This window comes from Roseateles koreensis (assembly GCF_028595305.1).
In the GTDB taxonomy this organism is placed as follows: domain Bacteria; phylum Pseudomonadota; class Gammaproteobacteria; order Burkholderiales; family Burkholderiaceae_C; genus Paucibacter_A; species Paucibacter_A koreensis.
This window is the reverse complement of the sequence record NZ_JAQQXS010000006.1, coordinates 185,356-204,086: the sequence shown is the minus strand read 5'-3', so window position 1 is coordinate 204,086 and position 18,731 is coordinate 185,356. Positions and strand designations below refer to the sequence as shown.

General features: G+C 60.6%; 19 protein-coding genes. 13 read left to right on the top strand and 6 right to left on the bottom strand.

Translation table 11 applies throughout. From position 1 onward, the window contains the following. Window positions 1–36: 36 nt before the first annotated feature. Entirely contained in the window at window positions 37–2,292 is a 2,256-nt protein-coding gene (locus PRZ01_RS08615; RefSeq protein ID WP_273596358.1) for a xanthine dehydrogenase family protein molybdopterin-binding subunit, read from the bottom strand. Between the two features lie 184 nt (window positions 2,293–2,476). Between PRZ01_RS08615 and PRZ01_RS08610 the strand changes: the two genes are divergently transcribed. Further along, the gene (locus PRZ01_RS08610; protein WP_273596357.1) at window positions 2,477–3,619 is read left to right on the top strand and encodes a porin; all 1,143 of its coding nucleotides are present in this window, start codon (window positions 2,477–2,479) and stop codon (window positions 3,617–3,619) included. A gap of 77 nt (window positions 3,620–3,696) precedes the next feature. On the opposite strand, the gene PRZ01_RS08605 is transcribed toward PRZ01_RS08610, so the two are convergent. Continuing rightward, window positions 3,697–4,131 (bottom strand): PACE efflux transporter, encoded by a 435-nt coding sequence (locus PRZ01_RS08605; protein ID WP_273596356.1) that lies wholly within the window; start codon window positions 4,129–4,131, stop codon window positions 3,697–3,699. 148 nt (window positions 4,132–4,279) lie between these two features. Next, window positions 4,280–5,149 (bottom strand): GntR family transcriptional regulator, encoded by an 870-nt coding sequence (locus tag PRZ01_RS08600; RefSeq protein WP_273596355.1) that lies wholly within the window; start codon window positions 5,147–5,149, stop codon window positions 4,280–4,282. Window positions 5,150–5,395: 246 nt separating this feature from the next. Here PRZ01_RS08600 and PRZ01_RS08595 point away from each other — a divergent pair, with 246 nt between their 5' ends. Next, entirely contained in the window at window positions 5,396–5,866 is a 471-nt protein-coding gene (locus PRZ01_RS08595) for a VOC family protein (protein ID WP_273596354.1), read from the top strand. A 25-nt stretch (window positions 5,867–5,891) separates the two neighbouring features. Here PRZ01_RS08595 and PRZ01_RS08590 read toward each other — a convergent pair whose 3' ends face one another. Next, entirely contained in the window at window positions 5,892–6,854 is a 963-nt protein-coding gene (locus PRZ01_RS08590) for a 2-hydroxyacid dehydrogenase (protein ID WP_273596353.1), read from the bottom strand. A gap of 168 nt (window positions 6,855–7,022) precedes the next feature. Between PRZ01_RS08590 and PRZ01_RS08585 the strand changes: the two genes are divergently transcribed. From PRZ01_RS08585 to PRZ01_RS08550, 8 genes are all read left to right on the top strand, one after another. After that, on the top strand, window positions 7,023–7,985 hold the full coding sequence (locus PRZ01_RS08585; RefSeq protein ID WP_273596352.1) for a fumarylacetoacetate hydrolase family protein: 963 nt from the start codon (window positions 7,023–7,025) through the stop codon (window positions 7,983–7,985). Between the two features lie 133 nt (window positions 7,986–8,118). Further along, window positions 8,119–9,072: an ABC transporter substrate-binding protein gene (locus PRZ01_RS08580; RefSeq protein WP_273596351.1), complete on the top strand. Its 954-nt coding sequence runs from the start codon at window positions 8,119–8,121 to the stop codon at window positions 9,070–9,072. Window positions 9,073–9,120: 48 nt separating this feature from the next. Then, window positions 9,121–9,684, top strand: coding sequence for a VOC family protein (locus PRZ01_RS08575; RefSeq protein WP_273596431.1), 564 nt, complete (start codon window positions 9,121–9,123; stop codon window positions 9,682–9,684). 26 nt (window positions 9,685–9,710) lie between these two features. Then, window positions 9,711–10,454, top strand: coding sequence for an ABC transporter permease (locus PRZ01_RS08570; protein WP_273596350.1), 744 nt, complete (start codon window positions 9,711–9,713; stop codon window positions 10,452–10,454). 28 nt (window positions 10,455–10,482) lie between these two features. Next, window positions 10,483–11,349: an ABC transporter ATP-binding protein gene (locus PRZ01_RS08565; RefSeq protein WP_273596349.1), complete on the top strand. Its 867-nt coding sequence runs from the start codon at window positions 10,483–10,485 to the stop codon at window positions 11,347–11,349. Continuing rightward, window positions 11,336–12,310, top strand: coding sequence for an alpha/beta hydrolase (locus PRZ01_RS08560; protein WP_273596348.1), 975 nt, complete (start codon window positions 11,336–11,338; stop codon window positions 12,308–12,310). Before PRZ01_RS08565 ends, PRZ01_RS08560 begins: the two co-directional genes overlap by 14 nt. Before the next feature lie 86 nt (window positions 12,311–12,396). Continuing rightward, window positions 12,397–13,311: a dihydrodipicolinate synthase family protein gene (locus PRZ01_RS08555; protein WP_273596347.1), complete on the top strand. Its 915-nt coding sequence runs from the start codon at window positions 12,397–12,399 to the stop codon at window positions 13,309–13,311. Then, window positions 13,308–13,706: a RidA family protein gene (locus tag PRZ01_RS08550; RefSeq protein WP_273596346.1), complete on the top strand. Its 399-nt coding sequence runs from the start codon at window positions 13,308–13,310 to the stop codon at window positions 13,704–13,706. Before PRZ01_RS08555 ends, PRZ01_RS08550 begins: the two co-directional genes overlap by 4 nt. Here PRZ01_RS08550 and PRZ01_RS08545 read toward each other — a convergent pair. Together PRZ01_RS08545 and PRZ01_RS08540 are read right to left on the bottom strand one after the other, a co-directional pair. Continuing rightward, window positions 13,681–13,818 (bottom strand): hypothetical protein, encoded by a 138-nt coding sequence (locus PRZ01_RS08545; protein WP_273596345.1) that lies wholly within the window; start codon window positions 13,816–13,818, stop codon window positions 13,681–13,683. The two genes, PRZ01_RS08550 and PRZ01_RS08545, sit on opposite strands and share 26 nt — an antisense overlap. Window positions 13,819–13,918: 100 nt before the next feature. Then, window positions 13,919–14,389 carry an Lrp/AsnC family transcriptional regulator gene (locus PRZ01_RS08540; RefSeq protein WP_273596344.1) on the bottom strand — a complete coding sequence of 157 codons (471 nt, stop codon included), beginning with the start codon at window positions 14,387–14,389 and terminating at the stop codon, window positions 13,919–13,921. Window positions 14,390–14,536: 147 nt separating this feature from the next. On the opposite strand from PRZ01_RS08540, the gene kynU reads away from it, so the two are divergent. The 3 genes from kynU (at window position 14,537) to PRZ01_RS08525 (ending at window position 18,704) form a co-directional block, all read left to right on the top strand. After that, entirely contained in the window at window positions 14,537–15,805 is a 1,269-nt protein-coding gene (gene kynU / locus PRZ01_RS08535) for a kynureninase (protein ID WP_273596343.1), read from the top strand. A 101-nt stretch (window positions 15,806–15,906) separates the two neighbouring features. Continuing rightward, window positions 15,907–16,971 (top strand): porin, encoded by a 1,065-nt coding sequence (locus PRZ01_RS08530; protein ID WP_273596342.1) that lies wholly within the window; start codon window positions 15,907–15,909, stop codon window positions 16,969–16,971. A 35-nt stretch (window positions 16,972–17,006) separates the two neighbouring features. Continuing rightward, a complete protein-coding gene (locus PRZ01_RS08525) occupies window positions 17,007–18,704 on the top strand; it encodes an LVIVD repeat-containing protein (protein WP_273596341.1) in 1,698 nt (565 codons plus the stop codon). The last annotated feature ends 27 nt before the right edge of the window (window positions 18,705–18,731 follow it).

Sequence of the window (18,731 nt, the reverse complement as noted above, 5' to 3'; positions counted from 1 at the left end):
TCGAAAAACAAAATCGCTTGTCAAACGGTGGCAAATTCAGGCCGGCGCTTGCATGGCGTGCCACAGCTGCGGCGCAGTCAACGGGAACGCCAGCGAGGCGGCAGATTCACGCGGCGGTTGGCCTGGCGGTGTCAGTTGAGCCAGCGCGTCATGCGCGGCGTTCAGCAGGGCTGCAGGCAGACCGATGCAGCCTGCCTCGCCCACCCCTTTGGCCCCCAGGGCGTTGGCGGCGCTGCGGGTGGCCAGGCTCTCCAGCGTCAGTTGGGGCATGTCCTCCGCCCGAGGCAGGGCGTAGTCCATCAGCGAGCCGGTGATGAGTTGTCCGTTGTCGTCGTAGACGATGCGTTCCATCAAAGCCTGCCCCAACCCCTGCGCCAGTCCGCCCACCAGTTGGCCGTGCACCAGATCAGGGTGCACCAGCACGCCGGCGTCGTCCACCCACACCAGTTCAGTGATACGGGGCTGGCCTGTGTCGCGGTCTATCAGCATCTCGACCATCAAGCAACCTGAAGCCCAAGCCTCATGGCTCACGTGATGGAACAGCTCGACGCTGCAGGGCAAGGCAGCCCCACCCGCCAATTGCGCATGAAGTTGCTCAGCCGCGGCAAGAATGGCGGAGCCCCCGATGGCCGTGCTGCGGCTCGCCAGCGCGCCCACGCCCGGTGGGCAATGCGCTGTGTCGCCGTGCACCACCGTGACATCGACTGGCAGGCAACCCAGGGCTTGCGCAGCGATCAAGGCATAGGCGGTTTCACGGCCCTGCCCTTGCGCGCTGGAGCCGGTGGCCAGCAGAAAGCGGCCGTCTGGCAAGGCAGTCAGGCGAGCGCTCTCGCCGCCCTGCCCGCAAGGTTCCACGTACAGGGCCATGCCCAGGCCGCGCAAGGGCGCGGGAGAAGCATGGGGCTCAGTCTGTTGCTGGCGCTCTTGCGCCTGCTGCTGGCGGCGCTCTCGATAGTTAAACAAGACGGCGGCCCGTTCCAGCAAGGCGGGTAAGTCGCAGCGGTCCAGCCACTCGCCACTGGGCAAGGCGCGGGGCAGGTCCTGGGCCCGCCAGGCATTGAGAAGGCGCAGGTCCAAGGGGTCCAACCCTTGCGCCCGGGCGGCGGCGTCCACCAGACGCTCCATCAAGATGCAGGCCTCCGGACGACCGGCACCCCGGTAGATGCCCACCGCAGCCGCATGGCTCAGATGCGCCTGGGCATGCACTTGCAAGGCCTCCACCGCGTAGGGACCGGGCAAGATGCGCGAGGCATTGCGGATCGGCGCGGCAGCGCTGAAAGGCAGCCAATGCCCCAGTGCAAACTGCAGGTGTGCGTCCAAGCCTGTGAAGCGGCCTTGCGTGTCCAACCACAGGCGGCCCTGCAGCCTTGACGCCCGGCCATGCGTGCCCGCCAAAAGATCTTCACCACGGGTGGCCAACCAACGCACGGGGCGGCCATTCAGTTCAGCGCGACAGGCGGCCGCGGCCAGCATCAGATCCTCCGCAAACACCGAGGCCTTGGCGCCAAAGGCCCCCCCCACATCAGTCGCGATGACGCGCACCTGCGCCGGTTGCAACGCGAGCGCGGCGGCCAAATCTTCCCGGGCTCGGCTGGGCGTCTGCGTCGACAGACAAGCCTGCAGGGTTTGCGTCTCGCCATGCCATTGCATCAAAGCCGCACGCGGCTCCAGCGGTGAAGCGGCCACCCGAGGCAGCTCCACGCTGGCTTGCGCGCTAGGGGCGCCGGCCGGCACCTGGCCCACCTGCACCCGCGCGTCAATGGCAAGATTGCTGGGCATCGAAGCGTACAACGCAGTTGCGGTCGCATCAAAATCAGTAGCGTGGGGCAGGTCTTGATAGTCCACCCACACTAAATCTGCTGCCGTCTGCGCCTGCTGCAAGGTTTCAGCCACCACCAGCACCACCGGTGCGCCGACGGCCAGCACGCGGTCTTGCGGCAGCAAGTCAGCGCTTGGCGATTGCATGCCCGGCAGCAAGGGATTGACAGGGGGTTGACGCAGCCCGGCAAAGTCAACGGGGGTCAAGACTGTCAATACACCCGGGCTGCAACGCGCGTCGTCGGCCTGGATCTCGGTGATGCGGGCATGTGCGTGGGGGCTGCGCACAAAGACGGCATGCACCGTGCCCGGCGCAACCCGATTGGCCACAAAGCCCCCCTCGCCGCGCAGCAGCCGTGCGTCTTCGGTACGCAACAAACCTTCGTCCATCCAGGCCACGGAGTGGGCCTCGTTCACAAAGGCGGGAAACGGCGCGCTGCTCGTCGGTTTGTCGGTGAAGGAATCTTGTGCCATGGCCGCCATTGAACCGTCAACCAGCCATTTGCACAAACGCAAAATTTTCGCTGATTAAGTCAAAAACTAGCACAATCAGGAGAGCTGTATTCAATCGCCAAGCCGCACCTCAAAGTGGCATCTTGTTGTTCTTATAAATACATGTTAAGTTTCATGTATACACAAATACTTGATGAAAGCTTGCATGCGAACCCATTCTCTCAATCCGACCTTGCCCGCCGCGTTGACCCTGTGCGCCCTGGCCATGGGCTTGGCTACGAGTTCTGGCCAAGCGCTGGCTCAAATCTCACCCGACTCGAGCACCGCATCCATCTACGGATTTTTGAAAGCAAACGTCGAACAGGTCTCCACCGGCGCCACCGCCACTGTGCCGGGACAAAGCTTGAATCGCCTGTCCAACGACTTGTCGCTGCTGGGGTTTCGGGTCACAGAAGACTTGGGCGATGGCTTCACGGCCTGGGGCCAGATCGAAACCAACGTCAAAGTCGACACTGGCGATGCACCCTGGGGCGGCCGCAACACTGCGGTAGGCCTGCGCGGCCGCTGGGGCGAAATTTTGATGGGCCAATGGGAAACGCCGCTGCGCTTCGTCTCGGTGTACGCCATTGACCCTTTCACAGCCAGCCTGTTTGCCTCCAACAGCATCATGGGCAATGGCTTCGTGACAGCCGCAAACGGTGTATCGCCGAACTCATTCGACCGTCGCGCACCCAATCTGCTGCAGTACAGCAGCCCTGACCTCCAAGGTTGGCAAGGCCGCCTTGCCTACGCAGTGAGCGAAGAGAAAACCGCCACCACCGCACCCGACCTGCTCTCGAGCCTGATTACCTACAGCGCCGGACCTCTCTACCTCGCCTGGGGGCATGAAATTCACCGCGACTACTTCGTCGCAGGCAGCCATGACAGCGCCGACCGATTGGGCGCGGCCTACAGTTGGGGAAGCACTCGCCTGCGCGCCAGCTGGGAGCGACTGCACTATGAACCCAAACCGGGCACCCACCTGGACCGCAACGCTTGGCAAGTGGCTGCCACCCATGACATGGGCCCATGGCAGTGGCGCGTGAGCCATGTTCACGCAGACGCTTCAACAGGCAATTTTGCCGGCTCCATTGGCAGTATCGGCGCGCCTGGAAGCGACTCGGGCGCGAGCCAATGGGCCCTGGGCGGCGGCTACAACCTCTCACGCCGCACCGAAATTTGGGCCGGCTGGACGTTCCTCAAGAACGGCAGTACAGCCGCCTACAAACTGTCAGCCAACCCCTTCCCCGGGCAGGCGACAGGTCAGGATGCCAAGGGCTGGGGCCTGGGCATGACTCACAAATTCTGACCGAGCGAAATTCAGCCCCAATCAACGCGACAAAATCACTGCTGTCCACGCTGGAATTGGTCAGCAGTGATTGCTCGTTATGACTCTAAAGTCGATGCGGCTGATTCAGGCAACCCAAAGACACGATCAAAGGCCCAAGTGAAGACCACGGCGTAAACAAAAAAGAATGCCAAAACACCCAAGTCTGCAATAAACGCATTGAGCAGCGACGTATTCAGCCACCACGCCATGATGGGGACGAGCACCACGACGAGTCCGCCCTCAAAGCCGGCACCATGCGCCAAGCGCCGCAAGAGCGACCGCCCCTTGATGGGTTGCTTTGCTTCCCAGCGCTCAAACCAAGCATTGAAAATGTAATTCCAGGCCAAAGCCACCGTGGACATGAGAAAAGCAAGTCCCATCGTGGAGACCACGGATTCATCAAAAATGGTTGCCAAGGCAGGCCCCACCACGACAACGGCAAAAACTTCGTAAAGGACGGCCTGGACTACACGCCGGGTTGTTGGTTTCATATCAATCCGAATGTAAAGAACAGCGGCTCAGGCCCAGGCAAGCTCTGCGAAAATCAGCATGGCCGGTGATTAGGGCGGTTTGGGTGGCTGCCCGCAAAAATGGAGACCACCCAGTTGGCAAGCATGACGTGTACTGCCGGCCTTGCCATCACCTGCCCTTCACCGCCCGGCTTACCTTCACCGGCGCCAGCACTTTGGCAGAATTGTTGGCCTTGCTGATCTTGTCAACCTTGCCAATTTGAGTCGCCGCAGCGGGTGTGGTGCGCTTGCGCGGCACCGTTTTTTTTGCGGTGCTTTTTTCGCTTGCCGTCACGGTGGACCGAGATGCCTGCGCGGCGGATTGCGGCGTGCTGTCCGCAGAGCCCGCTTCGCCACCATTTTGCTGCTGACGCAATAAATCAAGCACATTGATGCTCAGGCGCGCTGTGTGATTGCGCATGGCCTCATAGGCCGCTTCCGCGTCGCCAGACTGGATTGCGGCGAGGATGGCTTGGTGCTCGTCATGCGACACCGCAAGCCGGCGCTCCACCTTGGTTTGCGCGGCGCGGAACGGGGCCAGGCGTTCGCGCAGTTTGCTCAACATCTCCGTCAAGGTGTGGTTCTGCGCGCCCGCACTGATCAGTTGATGGAACTGGTGATTCAGGCCCAGATAGCCCACCTCATCCCCCCGGGCGACGCACTCTTCGCTCTGCGCTTGCACCATGGCGAGTTGTTTCTTCTGGACCGCGCTCATGCGTTCCGCACTGATGCGGCAGCACAAGGCGTCCAACTCGACCATCGCTTCCAGCATGTCAGACAGATCTTGCAAGCCAATGCTGCGCACGATGCCACCTTTGCGCGGCTCCAAGGCGATAAGCCCTCGGGCATGCAACTCCCGCAGAGCCTCCCGAATGGGTGTGCGGGAGACTTGAAAGCGCTCGGCGAGCACCAACTCCTCCAGCTTCTGGCCCGGAGGCAGACGCCCGCTGACGATGTCTTCGGTGAGGCTGCGGCAGATGCCGGCTGAAGCATTTCCCATGGCAAGGCCCTTGTCTGCGATTGCTGATGAACAGATGGTGCAGATTCTATCCGCCTGACGTCCAATTGCATGGCGCAAACCACTATTTGAATACATAATCATTTTGATGTATACATGCAGTTGCGAAATCTGCCCTATCGCATGACCCACTCACGGTCTCGGCGTGAAACCCGCAGTTCAAACTGCTGCCCTCATATCACACCCTCGATCAATCTGCTTTCAACACACTTCTTTCAGGAGAACTTCATGGCTGGCAAACTGAGACACATCGCAATTTCCGTCCCCGACCCCTGGGCAGTGGCGCCCTTTTACGAAAAGGCCTTCGGCATGAAGAAGGTCGGAGAAACCGATTCCTCACTGGCGCGGGGGGTCTACCTTAGCGACGGCGTCATGTGCGTGGCGCTACTGAACTACAAGACAGACCAAGCCGCTGGCGAGCGCGGGCGTGACTATGTAGGGCTGCACCACATCGGATTCTGGGTCGACGAAATCGGGCAAGCTCGACAAGACTGCGAGGCCGCCGGCGGCAATTACTACATGGGTGAAGTTCCCATCAAGGGCAACATCTTCTACGAGGTCAAGTACAAAGATCCGAATGGCGTCATCATTGACCTCACCGACAGGGGATGGGGAGGCGCCGCCAAAAACGTGGTGGGTGCCGACGAGGCCCCTGCACTGCGCCATCCCGACTTGAAGGCAGACCGCCAGGGACTTTGAACCAACATAGCTGGCATACCGCCGATCAAGTGCCTGCACCAGGCACTTGATTTGGCGGGATCCCCCCTGCGATGCAGGCCGCCATATTGGATTCAAAGGCGCGCAACTGCGCCTCTTGCGCCTCGGGGGAGCGGCCGGAGATATGGGGTGTCAACAGTACTTGCTCCATGCCCAACAAGGCCTGCGGCACGTCGGGCTCATCCTCCAGCACGTCAAGCGCAGCACCGGCAATTTCGCCAGCTTTCAGTGCCGCGATCAAATCTTCGGTGTTCACCACCGACCCACGGGCGACGTTGATAAGAAAGCCCTCGGGCCCAAGGGCCCGCAAGACTTGGCGGTTGACGAGGTGTCGCGTGGCGGGGCCACCTGGGCATGCCAACATCAGAAAATCGACCGACTGAGCCAACTGCAGCAAAGAAGGCACATAACGGTATGGCATATCAACCCGCGCCTGTCGGCTGTGGTAGCTGATGTACATGTCAAATCCCTGCGCACGGCGGGCAATTTGCTGACCGATGTTGCCCATGCCAACCAACCCGATGCTGCGCCCATTCACACTGGGCCGCGCGGCCCTGTGATGCAACCACGCACCGGCCTTGACGGCACGGTCCAACGGCGCAATGCCGCGCGCCGCACCGAGCATTAAAGCTAACGCATGGTCAGCCACGGTGGCGTTGTTGACTCCGGGGGCATGGCTCACTTCAATGCCTAGAGCGCACGCAGCTTTCACGTCTATGCCTTCGTATCCAGCGCCAAAAGCATGAATCAAGCGCAACCTCGGCCATCTTTCCATTTGCGCCGCGCTTGCCCCGGTGCTGCCGTTACTGAGTAGGACACTGACTGAGGCCCTTTGGCCCGGCGTTACCGTCAGCAGCACTGGATCAGCGTAACCCTTTGGCGCGTAAATCACGTCGCAACGTTGCTGCAAGGCTTGCAGAACTACTGGCTGCAGTGGAATGACGATCAACAAGCCGATTCTTGTGGACATGGACTACTCCGGGTTGCGGGTCAGATGGGCCGCCCTGTTTGCAATGCCTCCGGCATTTTCCCTGGGACATACCCTGAACCCCTTGTTATGTATACATGGCGGTGATATTGTATTCAAAACACCGAATGAATCCACAGATTCCACCCGACTCAACGCAAAGGAATTCCCTTGAACTGGTACGCCATCGCTTCTTACGATCAGGGCCAAGGCCCACAAGCCGCCCTTGTGTTGGGCGACGCGTTGTATGACGCCGCCGCCGTGGCCAAAGCCTGTGACATGAGTGAGCATCCCTTGCAATCCGGCACCCAAGCTGCAGTCGAGCAGTGGTCGTGCAGCGCACCCAAAATTGCCGCTATGGCGCACGCCCTGCAAATGCTGGTAGCGCGTGGCGCCATCAAGCCTTTGAGCTTGGGGAGCTACAAATTGTGCGCACCCTACCGGCCGCGGCGCATTTTTGGCGCGGCGTCAAACTACTATGAACACGCCAAAGAAATGGGCACCAAGCTGGCGGCCCGCAGCGAGAGTGCGCCCTATGTCTTCATGAAGGCCGACACCAGTGTGATTGCATCCGAGGAAGATGTGGTCAAACCCGACAACACAGTCAAGCTCGATTGGGAGATTGAGCTCGGCGTGGTCATCGGACGCGAATGCCGCAACGTCAGCATCGAGCACGCTTTGGACGTGGTCGCAGGTTATACGGTGTTCAACGACATCAGTGCCCGTGACCTGAATCGCCGCAGCGACTACCCCTTTACCCACGACTGGTTTCGCGGAAAGAGTTTCGACACCTTCGGGCCCATGGGTCCGTGGCTTGTGCCACGCGACTGCATTGAGAACCCACAGGCACTCCGGATGCGCCTCTCAGTGAACGAACAGATGATGCAAGACGACAGCACCTCGGGCATGGTGTTCAACATTGCCGAGCAAATTGCCTACCTCTCGTCCATGCTGACCTTGCGCCCCGGTGACTTGATCGCCACCGGCACGCCCACTGGCGTGGGCATGGCACGAGGCGTCTTCTTGCAGCCCGGGGATGTGATGATTGCCAGCATCGACGGCATCGGTAGCATTCGCAACCGGGTGGTTGCAGCGTCAACTGCTGCAGCAAGCGCAGAGCTGGCCATTGGCTGACGCCGCTGTCACCCCAGTCAGCGCTTCAGTCTCCACTGACACCAACCGGGCACTTGCCATGAACTTCCAAACTGGACAGCCCCGACCGTCCAGCCGCAGCCGCGCAGTCGCCTTTGTGGCCCTGACCATACTCATGAGTATGAGCGTTATGCCCGCACAGGCTCTGGACAAAGTCCGTTTCAACCTCGCATGGTTGCCACAGGGCAGCACCGGCGGGGTGATGGTGGCCGTGGCCAAAGGTTTCTACGCCGAGGCGGGCCTTGAAGTGCTGACCCAACGAGGCTACGGCGGGCAGCGCACAGTCAATGAAATCGATCAGGGCCTTTTTGAGTTTGGCTATGGCGACCCGATCAGCGTGATGCTCAACCGCGCCAACGGCGGCAAGACGGTGATGGTAGGTGCCGTCAACACCGTGTGGCCTGCCGCGCTGTGCTACCTGGAATCGCCCAAGCGCAAGATCAGCAAAATGGCCGACCTGAAGGGGTTGAGCCTGGGGGGCGGAGCAGCCTCGCCCCTGCAGAACATCGTGCCCGCCTGGTTGCTGGCCAACAGCCTGCCCGCCACTCACGTCAAATTGCTCCGCCTGGACCCCTCCGTCATCAACCCCAGCTTTCTGGATGGGCGCATTGACCTGGCCGAGTGCTGGGAAGGCGCAAACAAGCCCTTGTTGGACGCGCTGGCCGCACGCGAAGGAAAAACCGTGGGCATGCTGCGATACCGGGATTTCAACTTGAACATTTATGGCAATGGCATCGTTACCAATGAAAAGCTGATCGCCAGCAACCCGGAGTTGGTCAAGCGTTTTGTTGCCGCGACGTTTCGAGGTTATGACTACATGCGCAAGAACCCCGACGAAGCCGCCGACCTAATCGCCGCCAGCGCCAAACTGTCCACCAAAAGCATCTTGCTGCAACAGATCAAAGAGACCGCATTGCTCATGGTCGACGAAGGCGCCGACAACAAAAAGCTAGGCTACATCCGCGCCGACCGCATGCACGGCACCATCGAATTCGCGAAGAAGGCCTTTCAAGTCACCGCGGCGGTGCGCGGGGCCGAGGTCTATACCAACCGATTCATTGTGGACTGACATTTTCGTCAGCCATCGACATCACGAGCACCACCCATGGAAACTAGCCTGACCCCCATTCGCCCACGCAAACTCGGGCACCTTGTATTGATGGTGAGAGACATCCAGAAGTCGGTGAAGTTCTACACCGAAGTGATGGGCATGCAAGTCTCCGACTGGATCAGCGACCAGATGGTGTTTCTCCGCGCCGGCGCTGACCACCACGACCTGGCCCTGTCGCAACTACCCGCTCCTGCGCCGGGCTCGAATACCGAAGCCGACTTCAACGACCTGCCGCGCTACAGCCGTCCGGGGCTTGAGCATTTTTCCTACCTGGTTGACAACATGGCAGAGATGGAGCGCGCCGTCAAAGTGCTGCAATCCCATCAGGTGGAAATTGTGCGCGGCATCGGCAAACACGGCCCGGGAGAAAACCTGTTTTTGGTGTTCAAAGACCCGGACGGCAACAACGTTGAGTTGTATTGCGAGATGACCCAGATCCCCGAGGGCAGCGCGCATCGCGCCCAGGTGTGGGAACGCAATATCGACTCCTTCGACCAATATCGGTTTGCCCGCTTTGTGGTGCCGCCGCCGCAGGCCGTGGTTGACGCCAAGAGTGGCAAGAAGTCCTGATCCTGACGCTGACAAGGTGATCACGCATGAAACGATGGCTAGAAACACTGATTTTTTGGGGCCTGTTGGCCGCATTTTGGGAGTTTGGCGTCAGCGGCTTGGGTGTGCGCCGTTACTTGCTTCCGCCTTTGAGCGCGGTGCTGGCTGCGGGCTGGGAGGCGCGGGCGATGCTGGTGTCTGAAACCTGGGTGACCTTGCTCGAAGTGCTGGCGGGCTTTGGTCTGGCGGTCGTGGTGGGCGTGCTTTTCGGCGTCCTGATTCAACTCAGCCCTTTGGCGCGCCGCACGCTTTACCCCCTGATCACAGCCCTGCAAAGCATGCCAAAAATCGCGCTAGCGCCGCTGATGATTGTGTGGTTTGGCTACGGGTTCGCCTCCAAGCTGGCGGCAACTTTTCTGTTCGCATTTTTTCCGGTGGTGGTGGCCACACTCGGCGGCATGCAAAACGTCGCCGTCAATCTGGATGAGCATTTCAGCGCACTGGGTGCGAGCGCATGGGACCGCTTTTGGCGCCTGCAGGTGCCGGCTGCACTGCCCGCTTTTGTCGACGGCATCAAGATTGCCATGCCGCTCGCCGTGATCGGCGCCATCGTAGGTGAGTTCATTGGCGCCGAGGAGGGTCTGGGGCATCTGATGACGTTGGCCACCGCCAATGCGCAAACCGACTTGATGTTCGCCGCCATTCTGGTGATCACCGCACTGGCCATGCTGCTGTATTGGGGCGTGGAACGTCTGGCGCGCGCGGTCTGGTGGCGTGGTATTTCTTTCTGATGTGTTTGATCTTGGATTGTTAGCCCTCATGTACAAACCACACAAGGACAGCATGCCCATGCCGGCTTCGTCACCCGCAGCCTCGTTGCGAGCTTGCGCCTCTGCCCCCGAATCTGAACCGGCAACGGCGCCCGCCATCGCTGTGCGCCAGGTCCTGAAGACCTTTGCTGGTAAACACGAGGTCAAGGCACTGGAGGCGGTGGACCTCACCGTTGCGCCGCATGAATTTGTGTCCATCCTGGGCCCAAGTGGCTGTGGCAAGAGCACGCTGTTGCGCATCGTCGCGGGGCTAACACCTTATCAGGGCGGTGAAGTTCAGGTCAATCAACGCCCCGTCAAAGGCCCAAGCCCGGAAATCGGTGTCGTGTTCCAGAGCAGCAATATGCTGCCCTGGTTGACGGTGGCTGACAATATGGCCCTGGGTGCCAAGCTGCGAGGGCTGGACATGCAGGTCTTACACCCCAAGCTCGAGCAACTGACCGAGACATTGGGGTTGAAAGGCTTCGAGAAGCACCATCCGCATCAACTCTCCGGCGGCATGCGTCAACGTGCCGCGATTGGCCAGATCCTCGCCCTGGACCCGCAAATCCTGCTAATGGATGAACCCTTTGGCGCGCTGGATGCGCTCACTCGAGACCGCCTGAATGTCGAGTTGCTGCGCATCTGGCAAACCTTGCGGCAGACGGTTTTGTTGGTGACGCACAGTATTGCCGAGGCCGTTTTTCTGTCGGACCGGGTGATCGTGATGTCCGGCCGGCCTGGTCGGGTGGTGCAGGAGATTCAAATCGACCTGCCGCGGCCCCGTCAACCCGAGGAGATCAAGTCTGATCCGCGTTACGGTGAATACATCGCTGAGTTGTCTGCGTTGATGGGCGTGTTCAATGACCGGCATTGAAGCCCCCGACGTCGGCAGCCTCGCCACGCCCAGCGCAGCGATCCAACAACTCCTTGCTGACATCGGCCCGCGCTGGGCGGCCGACATCAACCATCACCGGGATCAAATGGTGCGGGCCTATACCCCCCTGCTGGCCGCTCATTCCTTGCCAGGGCTGCGGGTGACGCGGGATCTGCCCTACGGGACGCACACGCGGCAACGCCTGGACCTCTATCAAGGCCAAGATCAAGGGCAAGGTCCGGAAACCGGCAGCGCGGCGGCGCAGCGACCCATCATGATGTTTGTGCACGGCGGTGCTTTTGTGCGCGGCCAAAAAGACAGCAACGATCAGGTCTACGGCAATGTGGCTCGCCTGTTCGCCCGCCACGGGTGGCTGGGCGTGAATGTGGAATATCGCTTGGCACCCGAGGCTCCCTTTCCAGCGGGTGCGTTGGATGTGGGTCTGGCGGTGGACTGGGTGCGTGCCCATGCCGCTGAATTTTCGGGTGACGCTAGCCGTATCGTATTGATGGGTCACTCCGCCGGCGGCGCACACGTCGCAAGTTACCTGTGCGATCCCCGGTGCCGCCCGAACCGTCCAAAAATCGCCGGCGCGATCTTGGTCAGTGCTCGACTGCGGGCGGACGTTCGACCCGACAACCCCAATGCTCAAGGGGTTATCGCCTATTTTGGGGCGGACGAAATGCGCTACGCCGCGGACTCTGCTGTCAGTCATGCCCAGCATCTGAATGTACCGACCTTGCTTGCGGTGGCTGAGTACGAAAACCCCTGGTTGGACGTCTACGCCGCAGAGTTTTGCCACCAAGCAGGCCTTGCACAGGGTCGTATTCCGCGCCTGATCTGCGTACCGCGGCACAACCACACCTCTATCGTCGCCCACCTTGACAGCGCCTGTGGCGACGACACCTTTGGCGAGGCCTTGCTCGACTTCGCCCGGCACCTACCGCCCTGCCCTTCATAGGCCGGGCACGCTGGCGGTAATCACAGCCCTGTATCAAGCCCGCCAGCGTCTCTGAACCTTTAACCTCAATCATCCCTGGAGTTGATATGCACAGTCACGCCTCGACATCGGCGTTGACAGGCGCGTTTGCGCCTGTCGTCACACCATTTACCGCCAACGGCAGCCCCGACGTGGCGCGATTCATTGCCCATTGCCGCTGGTTGATCTCCGAAGGCGCCGGGCTTGCGCCGTTCGGTACCAATAGCGAGGCCAACTCCCTGTCTGGCCGCGAACGCATGGGCCTGCTGGAGCAGTTGATCGAGGCCGAACTGCCCCCAGCGCGACTGTTGCCGGGCACCGGTGCCAGCTCAGTGACCGAGACCGCTGAGTTGAGCCGTCATGCCGTTCAACTGGGATGCGCGGGCGTGCTGATGTTGCCGCCATTTTTCTACAAAGGCATCACAGACGACGGCTTGTATGCCTACTACGCTGACGTGATCCATCGCATCGGTGACGCCCGCCTCAAGCTGTACCTTTACCACATCCCTGCACTCAGCGGCGTGCCGATTACGCATGCGGTGATTGAACGATTGCTGAAGGATTTTCCAGGCGTCGTTGTGGGCATCAAAGATAGCTCCGGTGACTGGGATAACTTGCAAACCATGCTGACTCGGTTTCCGGACCTTGCCATTTTCCCGGCATCAGAAAGTTTCATCTCCCGCACCCGGCCGTTGGGCGCGCGCGGCTGCATCTCTGCCACCGTGAACATCAACCCCGGCGCCATCAGCCGACTCGTCAATGAGTGGAATCAAAACACCGGTCCCGCGCTGCAAGCCGAGGTGGACCAAGTTCGCCAAGTGATGCAGGCCCTGCCCATGATTGCTGCGCTCAAGGATGTGCTGGCGACCCAGCTGAACGACCCTGAGTGGCTGCGCGTACGCCCGCCGCTCGTACCCTTGACCACCCAGCAACGCTGCGGCATGCACCAGTCCCTGGCCGACATCGGCTTCAAACTCCAATGAGCGATGACCGCATCAAACCCTTAGGCGCCTACCCCAATTTGCGCCGCTGCGGAAACTGGCTGTTTGTGTCCGGCATGAGCGCGCGGCAAGCCGACGGCGGTTGCGCCGGCGTGTCACAAAGCGACGACGGTGAACTCCTGATCGACGTCGCCCTGCAAACCCGGGTGGTGATCGAAAAAATTCGCCAAGCCCTGACGACCGAAGGCGCAACCCTGAGCCACTGCGTCAGCCTGACGTGTTACCTGACCGACATGCGCGATTTTGCCGAATACAACAAGGCCTACGCCGAGCACTTCGACGCGGTGACCGGCCCCGCACGCACCACCGTCGCCGTACACCAACTGCCCCACCCGCACATGCGGGTAGAGATCACGGCGACAGCGGTGTTGCCCTGAGCACGTCCAGCAATTCGGCCAACAGCGTCTCGCTGGTGCACAACTCAAACGCACCCAACACGGCCGCATGCAGAAGTTGGCGCGGTGGGCCCGCCGAGAATACACCTGACACGAGTAAATTCGTGATATCACGCAGGCAGCGATGCAAGCGTCAAGCGGCCGAGGTCACCTCAACGCATCCAACTCGACCGCGCGCCGGCCGGTTCACCCACCTACCCCGGAATCGGCATTCCCTCCAGCCCTTTGACTTCTTGCAAGGAGAAACTGGTGCGCACCATCTTCACGCCAGGGAGGCGGCGGAGTTTTTGTTGCATCAGAGTGGAGTAGGCGTCCAGGTCTTGTGCGACCACGATCAACACGAAGTCTTCGGGGCCGGAGACGCCGTGGCACAGCACGACTTCGGGGATGTCGCGAACTGCGCGCTCGAAATCAAGTGACAGGGTCTCGTCTTGGCTGTCGATGCTGATGGTGACAAATGCCATCACGCCGTAACCCAGGGCTCGGCGGTCCAGACGGGCGTGATAACCCGCAATCAAACCGGCGTCTTCCAAGCGTTTGACGCGTCGCCAGCACGGCGATTGCGACATGCCGGTCATGGCCGCGAGTTCACCCGTGGTCAGCCGAGCGTTGTCTTGTAGTGCTTTTAGCAACTGTCCGTCGGTCGCGTCGATTTCAATTTGCATAAAAAATTCGCAATCAAGAGTGTTTCGGAATCAATTAACCCCAAAACAAGGAAGGTAGGGTTAGCAGGGTCATTAAATCTTAACGGCAAACATAGACTGACCCCGTTGTATACATAAACGACTGCATCAATACCTTGCAGCAAACCCATGAACATAGTCTCGCAGTCCCTTTCGTCCTCCGCAGCTCCGATCTCACGCGCACATTGTCTTGCGATGGATGCGGCCGACACGCTGGCATCGCGCCGCGACCTCTTCGCGCTACCGCAAGATGTGATCTATCTGGACGGCAACTCACTTGGCGCAATGCCAAAGGCAGTGCCGTCACGCATGACGCAGGCCATTGAACAAGAATGGGCGGTTGGCCTGATCCGCAGCTGGAATGACGCGGACTGGTACCCCGCACCACAACGTGTAGGTGGGCGCATCGCTTCACTGATTGGCGCAAAGCCCAATGAAGTGATCGTGGCGGACTCCACCTCCGTCAATCTGTTCAAGCTGCTGGTGTCCGCACTGCGCATGCGGGCCGGCCGCAACGTCATTTTGGGTGAGAACGGCAACTTCCCTACCGACGCCTACGTGGCTTCGGGCGTGGCTGAATTGACTGGTGCGCAACATCGCGCAGTTGCGCCGGCTGACGTGATGGCGGCGTTGACCGAAGACGTGGCCGTACTGACCCTCACCCACGTGAACTACAAGAGCGGGCAGGCCTATGACATGGCCGCGGTGACCCGCCGCGCGCACGAAGTGGGCGCTTTGGTAATTTGGGATCTTGCGCACACCGCCGGCGCCATGCCTTGTGATTTGAATGGTTGCGAAGCCGATTTCGCCGTGGGCTGCGGCTACAAATACCTTAACGGTGGCCCGGGCGCGCCATCGTTTGTCTTTGTGGCGGAGCGTCATCATGAATCCGTTCGCCAGCCCATCACCGGTTGGCACGGCCACGCCAAGCCTTTTGAATTCACGCAGACCTATGTGCCCGCGCCCGGCATTGATCGCATGCTGGTGGGCACGGCACCGCAGATGGGCCTGTTTGCGCTGGAAGCCGCATTGACGGCGTTCGACGGCGTGGACATGCAGGCTCTGCGGGCCAAGAGCCTAGCGCTGACCGAGCTTTTCATCCGCCTAGTGGATCAGGAGTTGAGCGAGCACGGCTTCGGCCTGGCTACGCCGCGTGAAGCGGGTCTGCGGGGCAGCCAAGTCTCTCTGACCCATGCCGAAGGCTACGCCATCGTGCAAGCCTTGATCGCTCGCGGTGTGATCGGCGACTTTCGCGCGCCAGACATCTTGCGCTTCGGCTTCGCAGCGCTCTACCTCAGCCATGCCGACGTGTGGGACGCCATCGCCACATTGAAGGACGTGATGGTCAGCGGCATCTGGCGCAGTGCCGAATTCATGGCGCGCAAAGCCGTGACCTGACCGGCTGGCCCACGGCTCGCCCTCAAAAGTTCGTTTCTCTTTCCGTTTGATATTCACCGCTCCCCCCGGTCCCAACCACCCCGCACTACCAGGAGTTTTCCGTGAGAGATAACCAGTCCTACCGCACCCCCCTCGCTTTGGCGGCAACCCTGCTGATGGCCGGCGCTCCGGCCATGGCGCAAGTCACCATCTCAGGTTATGTGGATGCCGCGCTTGAGCACATCAGTTCAGGCGGCAAAACGTTGAACCGGCTCAGCTCCGGTGGCCTGACCACTTCGCGCCTGGAGTTCACGGCCAAAGAAGACCTGGGCAACGGCCTGTCAGCCAAGATCCGCCACGAGATGATCTTGAACGCCGACACCGGCGTGATGGGCACCAACTCGCGTGAAACCTATGTGCAACTGGCCCACAAGGACTGGGGCGACATCAACCTGGGCCGCCTGAATTTGTCGTCCTACAACCTGTATGGCTATGCCGACCCGACGTATGGCTCTTCGTACAGCCCGGTGAACAACATGATGGTGTTTTATGCACCGTGGCGTGAGTCAAATGCGGTGTCATTCAACTCGGCAAACTTCAGCGGATTCCAGTTCCGGGCCACTGTAACTGCCGGCCAGGAAGATTCACTCAACACGAAAAACGGCCGCGTGGTCAGCGTGGGTGCTTCGTACATGAATGGCCCGCTGTACCTGAGCTTGGCCACAGACACGCAGGACAAGACCAATATCTTCGACAAGACCAAGACGAAGAATGAAAGCTCGCACGACACCTATCTGTCTGCCGTCTACCGCATTGGGGACGTGGAGCTGACCGGCATCCTGCACGACTACCGCGGCTACTACGCCTACGCGCCCTACGTGGCGTTTGACACCCACGGCACCAGTGTTCAGCTGGGTACGCGCATCAAACTGAACCAGAGTTGGCGCTTGTTTGCCAGCGTGGTGCGCCGTGACGACGCGACAGGCGCGCTGGCCGACTCGACCGGCGTGGCCCTCGGCACCACCTACAACTTCTCGCCCCGCACCACGGTGTACGCCACCTACGGCACGGTGCGCAACGGTGCCACCGGCAGTGCTGGCGCGCAGTACCCCATCGACTGGGGCCTGTCACCCAAGGCAGGCGAAAACCCCGAAGGCTATATGTTTGGCTTGCGCCACGCCTTCTGAGCCCACGCACTTCTTTCATTGAACACGGAGATCCCATGACACTGCGATCCACTTTGAGCCTGGCGGGCCTTTTGGCTGCCGCCTTGATCGGCGGCTCAGTTCAAGCCCAAGCCGCCAAAAGCGGCGCCAACCTGAATGCGCCTGACGCCCCTGCAGGCAAGCCCGTCAACACCCATCTGCTGCCCGGCGAGCCCGCGCATCCGAATCCTGCCAGCTACGGCTACGACGCCAAGACCGGCGCCTTCAAGATGCCCGAGATCACGCCAGATGCCTATGGCGCGCATCCGGTCGAAGGCAGCCTGCCCTATCTTGACCAAAACACTTACGCCAAGAACTTCAAGCAAGAGGCGTTCTACCCCTATGTGGCCGGTGCCGGGCACAGTTGGCAAGCCAGTTTCGACTGGAAGGGGCGGCGCTACTTGTACGACTACGAGACCTGGCATTACAACGTGTTCGACATCACCGACCCACGGGATGCCAAGCTGGTCGGCAAGAAGCAATTCGACGTCAAGGGCGGTGAGCATCAGTTCGGCCCGTTCAACGTCAAGTTCAACAAAAAGCTCGGCAAGATGATTGCGGTGCAGTGCTACGAAACACCGCGTTATGGCGTGGTCTGGAACAAGTACACCAACCCCGAGCAGGTCAAGGCGTTGCGTGATCGCAAGATGCTGCGCGGCTTCCGCATGTTTGAAGTGACCGGCCCCTTGTGGACCGACTGGAAACTGCTGAGCGAAACCTCACTGGACCCCTACCATTCGGCCAAAAACGAAGTACAGCAAGGCTCAGGCTGCCAGGATGTACCCGTGTATGACGGCGACAAGTATTTGTTTGTGGCGGGCGCCCCAGATGACACCTTTGCCAACACCGAGTACAAAACCTACCTGTTCGCGGGTGGCCAATTGGCCTTTGATGTGTCCGACCCGAGCGCTCCCAAACGCCTGTCCACGTGGTGGGCGCCGGGCTCTCGCCTGGGTGAAGAGGAGGAATACCGCAAGAACCCACGCGCCGGCAACAAAACCTCGTGGATGGGCGCGCGCATGCCGCTGTTCATTCCGAAGCCGGTCGAGCAAGGCGGCAAGTACGGCTACGCGGCCATGGGTGGATTCGGCTTTTACGTGATCGACATCAGCGACCCGGCCAATATGAAGCAGGTCGCCCACATCGACATGCCGATGAGCGTGACCGGCACGGAGGGTGACAACATCGACGTCAGCAAGGTCGAAACCACCGGCATGATCTATTACAGCGGCTACCCGATGAGCGAGGACTGCTATGAGCCCTTCAAAGACATCTACGCTATCGATGTTCGCGACCCGCTGAACCCGAAGATCGCCACCACCCTGCCCCGGCCCAAGCCCGATGCCAAGGCGCCGTTCACCGATTTCTGCCAGCGTCGCGGCAGCTTCGGCCCCAAGCGCAGCGGCTACGCGCAGATCCAGCCCGGTACGCCCAGCCAACGCTATATGCCCTACAGCTACTACAACGCCGGCATGCAGATGTTTGACCTGAAAGATCCTGCCAAACCGGTGATCGCTGGCTACTTCACGCCCAAGATGATTGGTGAAGTGCCGGTGGTGGACGGCCAGACCAAGAGCATCCGCGCCCTGCCCAACCCGGTGCACAGCATCTTCGTGGAATGGGACCGCAATCTGGTGTGGGTGTTCTCCAACCACGGCATTTACATGCTGTCGTCCGAGCTTCTGGGCAAGCCTGTGATGGGCATGCCGCAATGAATGTGCCGCGGATGCTAACTCCATAAC

Coding starts and splice junctions, on each gene's coding strand:
- PRZ01_RS08615 (WP_273596358.1), bottom strand. CDS start 2,292: ATGGCACAAGATTCCTTCACCGACAAACCGACGAGCAGCGCGCCGTTT.
- PRZ01_RS08610 (WP_273596357.1), top strand. CDS start 2,477: ATGCGAACCCATTCTCTCAATCCGACCTTGCCCGCCGCGTTGACCCTG.
- PRZ01_RS08605 (WP_273596356.1), bottom strand. CDS start 4,131: ATGAAACCAACAACCCGGCGTGTAGTCCAGGCCGTCCTTTACGAAGTT.
- PRZ01_RS08600 (WP_273596355.1), bottom strand. CDS start 5,149: ATGGGAAATGCTTCAGCCGGCATCTGCCGCAGCCTCACCGAAGACATC.
- PRZ01_RS08595 (WP_273596354.1), top strand. CDS start 5,396: ATGGCTGGCAAACTGAGACACATCGCAATTTCCGTCCCCGACCCCTGG.
- PRZ01_RS08590 (WP_273596353.1), bottom strand. CDS start 6,854: ATGTCCACAAGAATCGGCTTGTTGATCGTCATTCCACTGCAGCCAGTA.
- PRZ01_RS08580 (WP_273596351.1), top strand. CDS start 8,119: ATGAGTATGAGCGTTATGCCCGCACAGGCTCTGGACAAAGTCCGTTTC.
- PRZ01_RS08570 (WP_273596350.1), top strand. CDS start 9,711: ATGAAACGATGGCTAGAAACACTGATTTTTTGGGGCCTGTTGGCCGCA.
- PRZ01_RS08565 (WP_273596349.1), top strand. CDS start 10,483: ATGTACAAACCACACAAGGACAGCATGCCCATGCCGGCTTCGTCACCC.
- PRZ01_RS08560 (WP_273596348.1), top strand. CDS start 11,336: ATGACCGGCATTGAAGCCCCCGACGTCGGCAGCCTCGCCACGCCCAGC.
- PRZ01_RS08555 (WP_273596347.1), top strand. CDS start 12,397: ATGCACAGTCACGCCTCGACATCGGCGTTGACAGGCGCGTTTGCGCCT.
- PRZ01_RS08550 (WP_273596346.1), top strand. CDS start 13,308: ATGAGCGATGACCGCATCAAACCCTTAGGCGCCTACCCCAATTTGCGC.
- PRZ01_RS08540 (WP_273596344.1), bottom strand. CDS start 14,389: ATGCAAATTGAAATCGACGCGACCGACGGACAGTTGCTAAAAGCACTA.
- kynU (WP_273596343.1), top strand. CDS start 14,537: ATGAACATAGTCTCGCAGTCCCTTTCGTCCTCCGCAGCTCCGATCTCA.
- PRZ01_RS08525 (WP_273596341.1), top strand. CDS start 17,007: ATGACACTGCGATCCACTTTGAGCCTGGCGGGCCTTTTGGCTGCCGCC.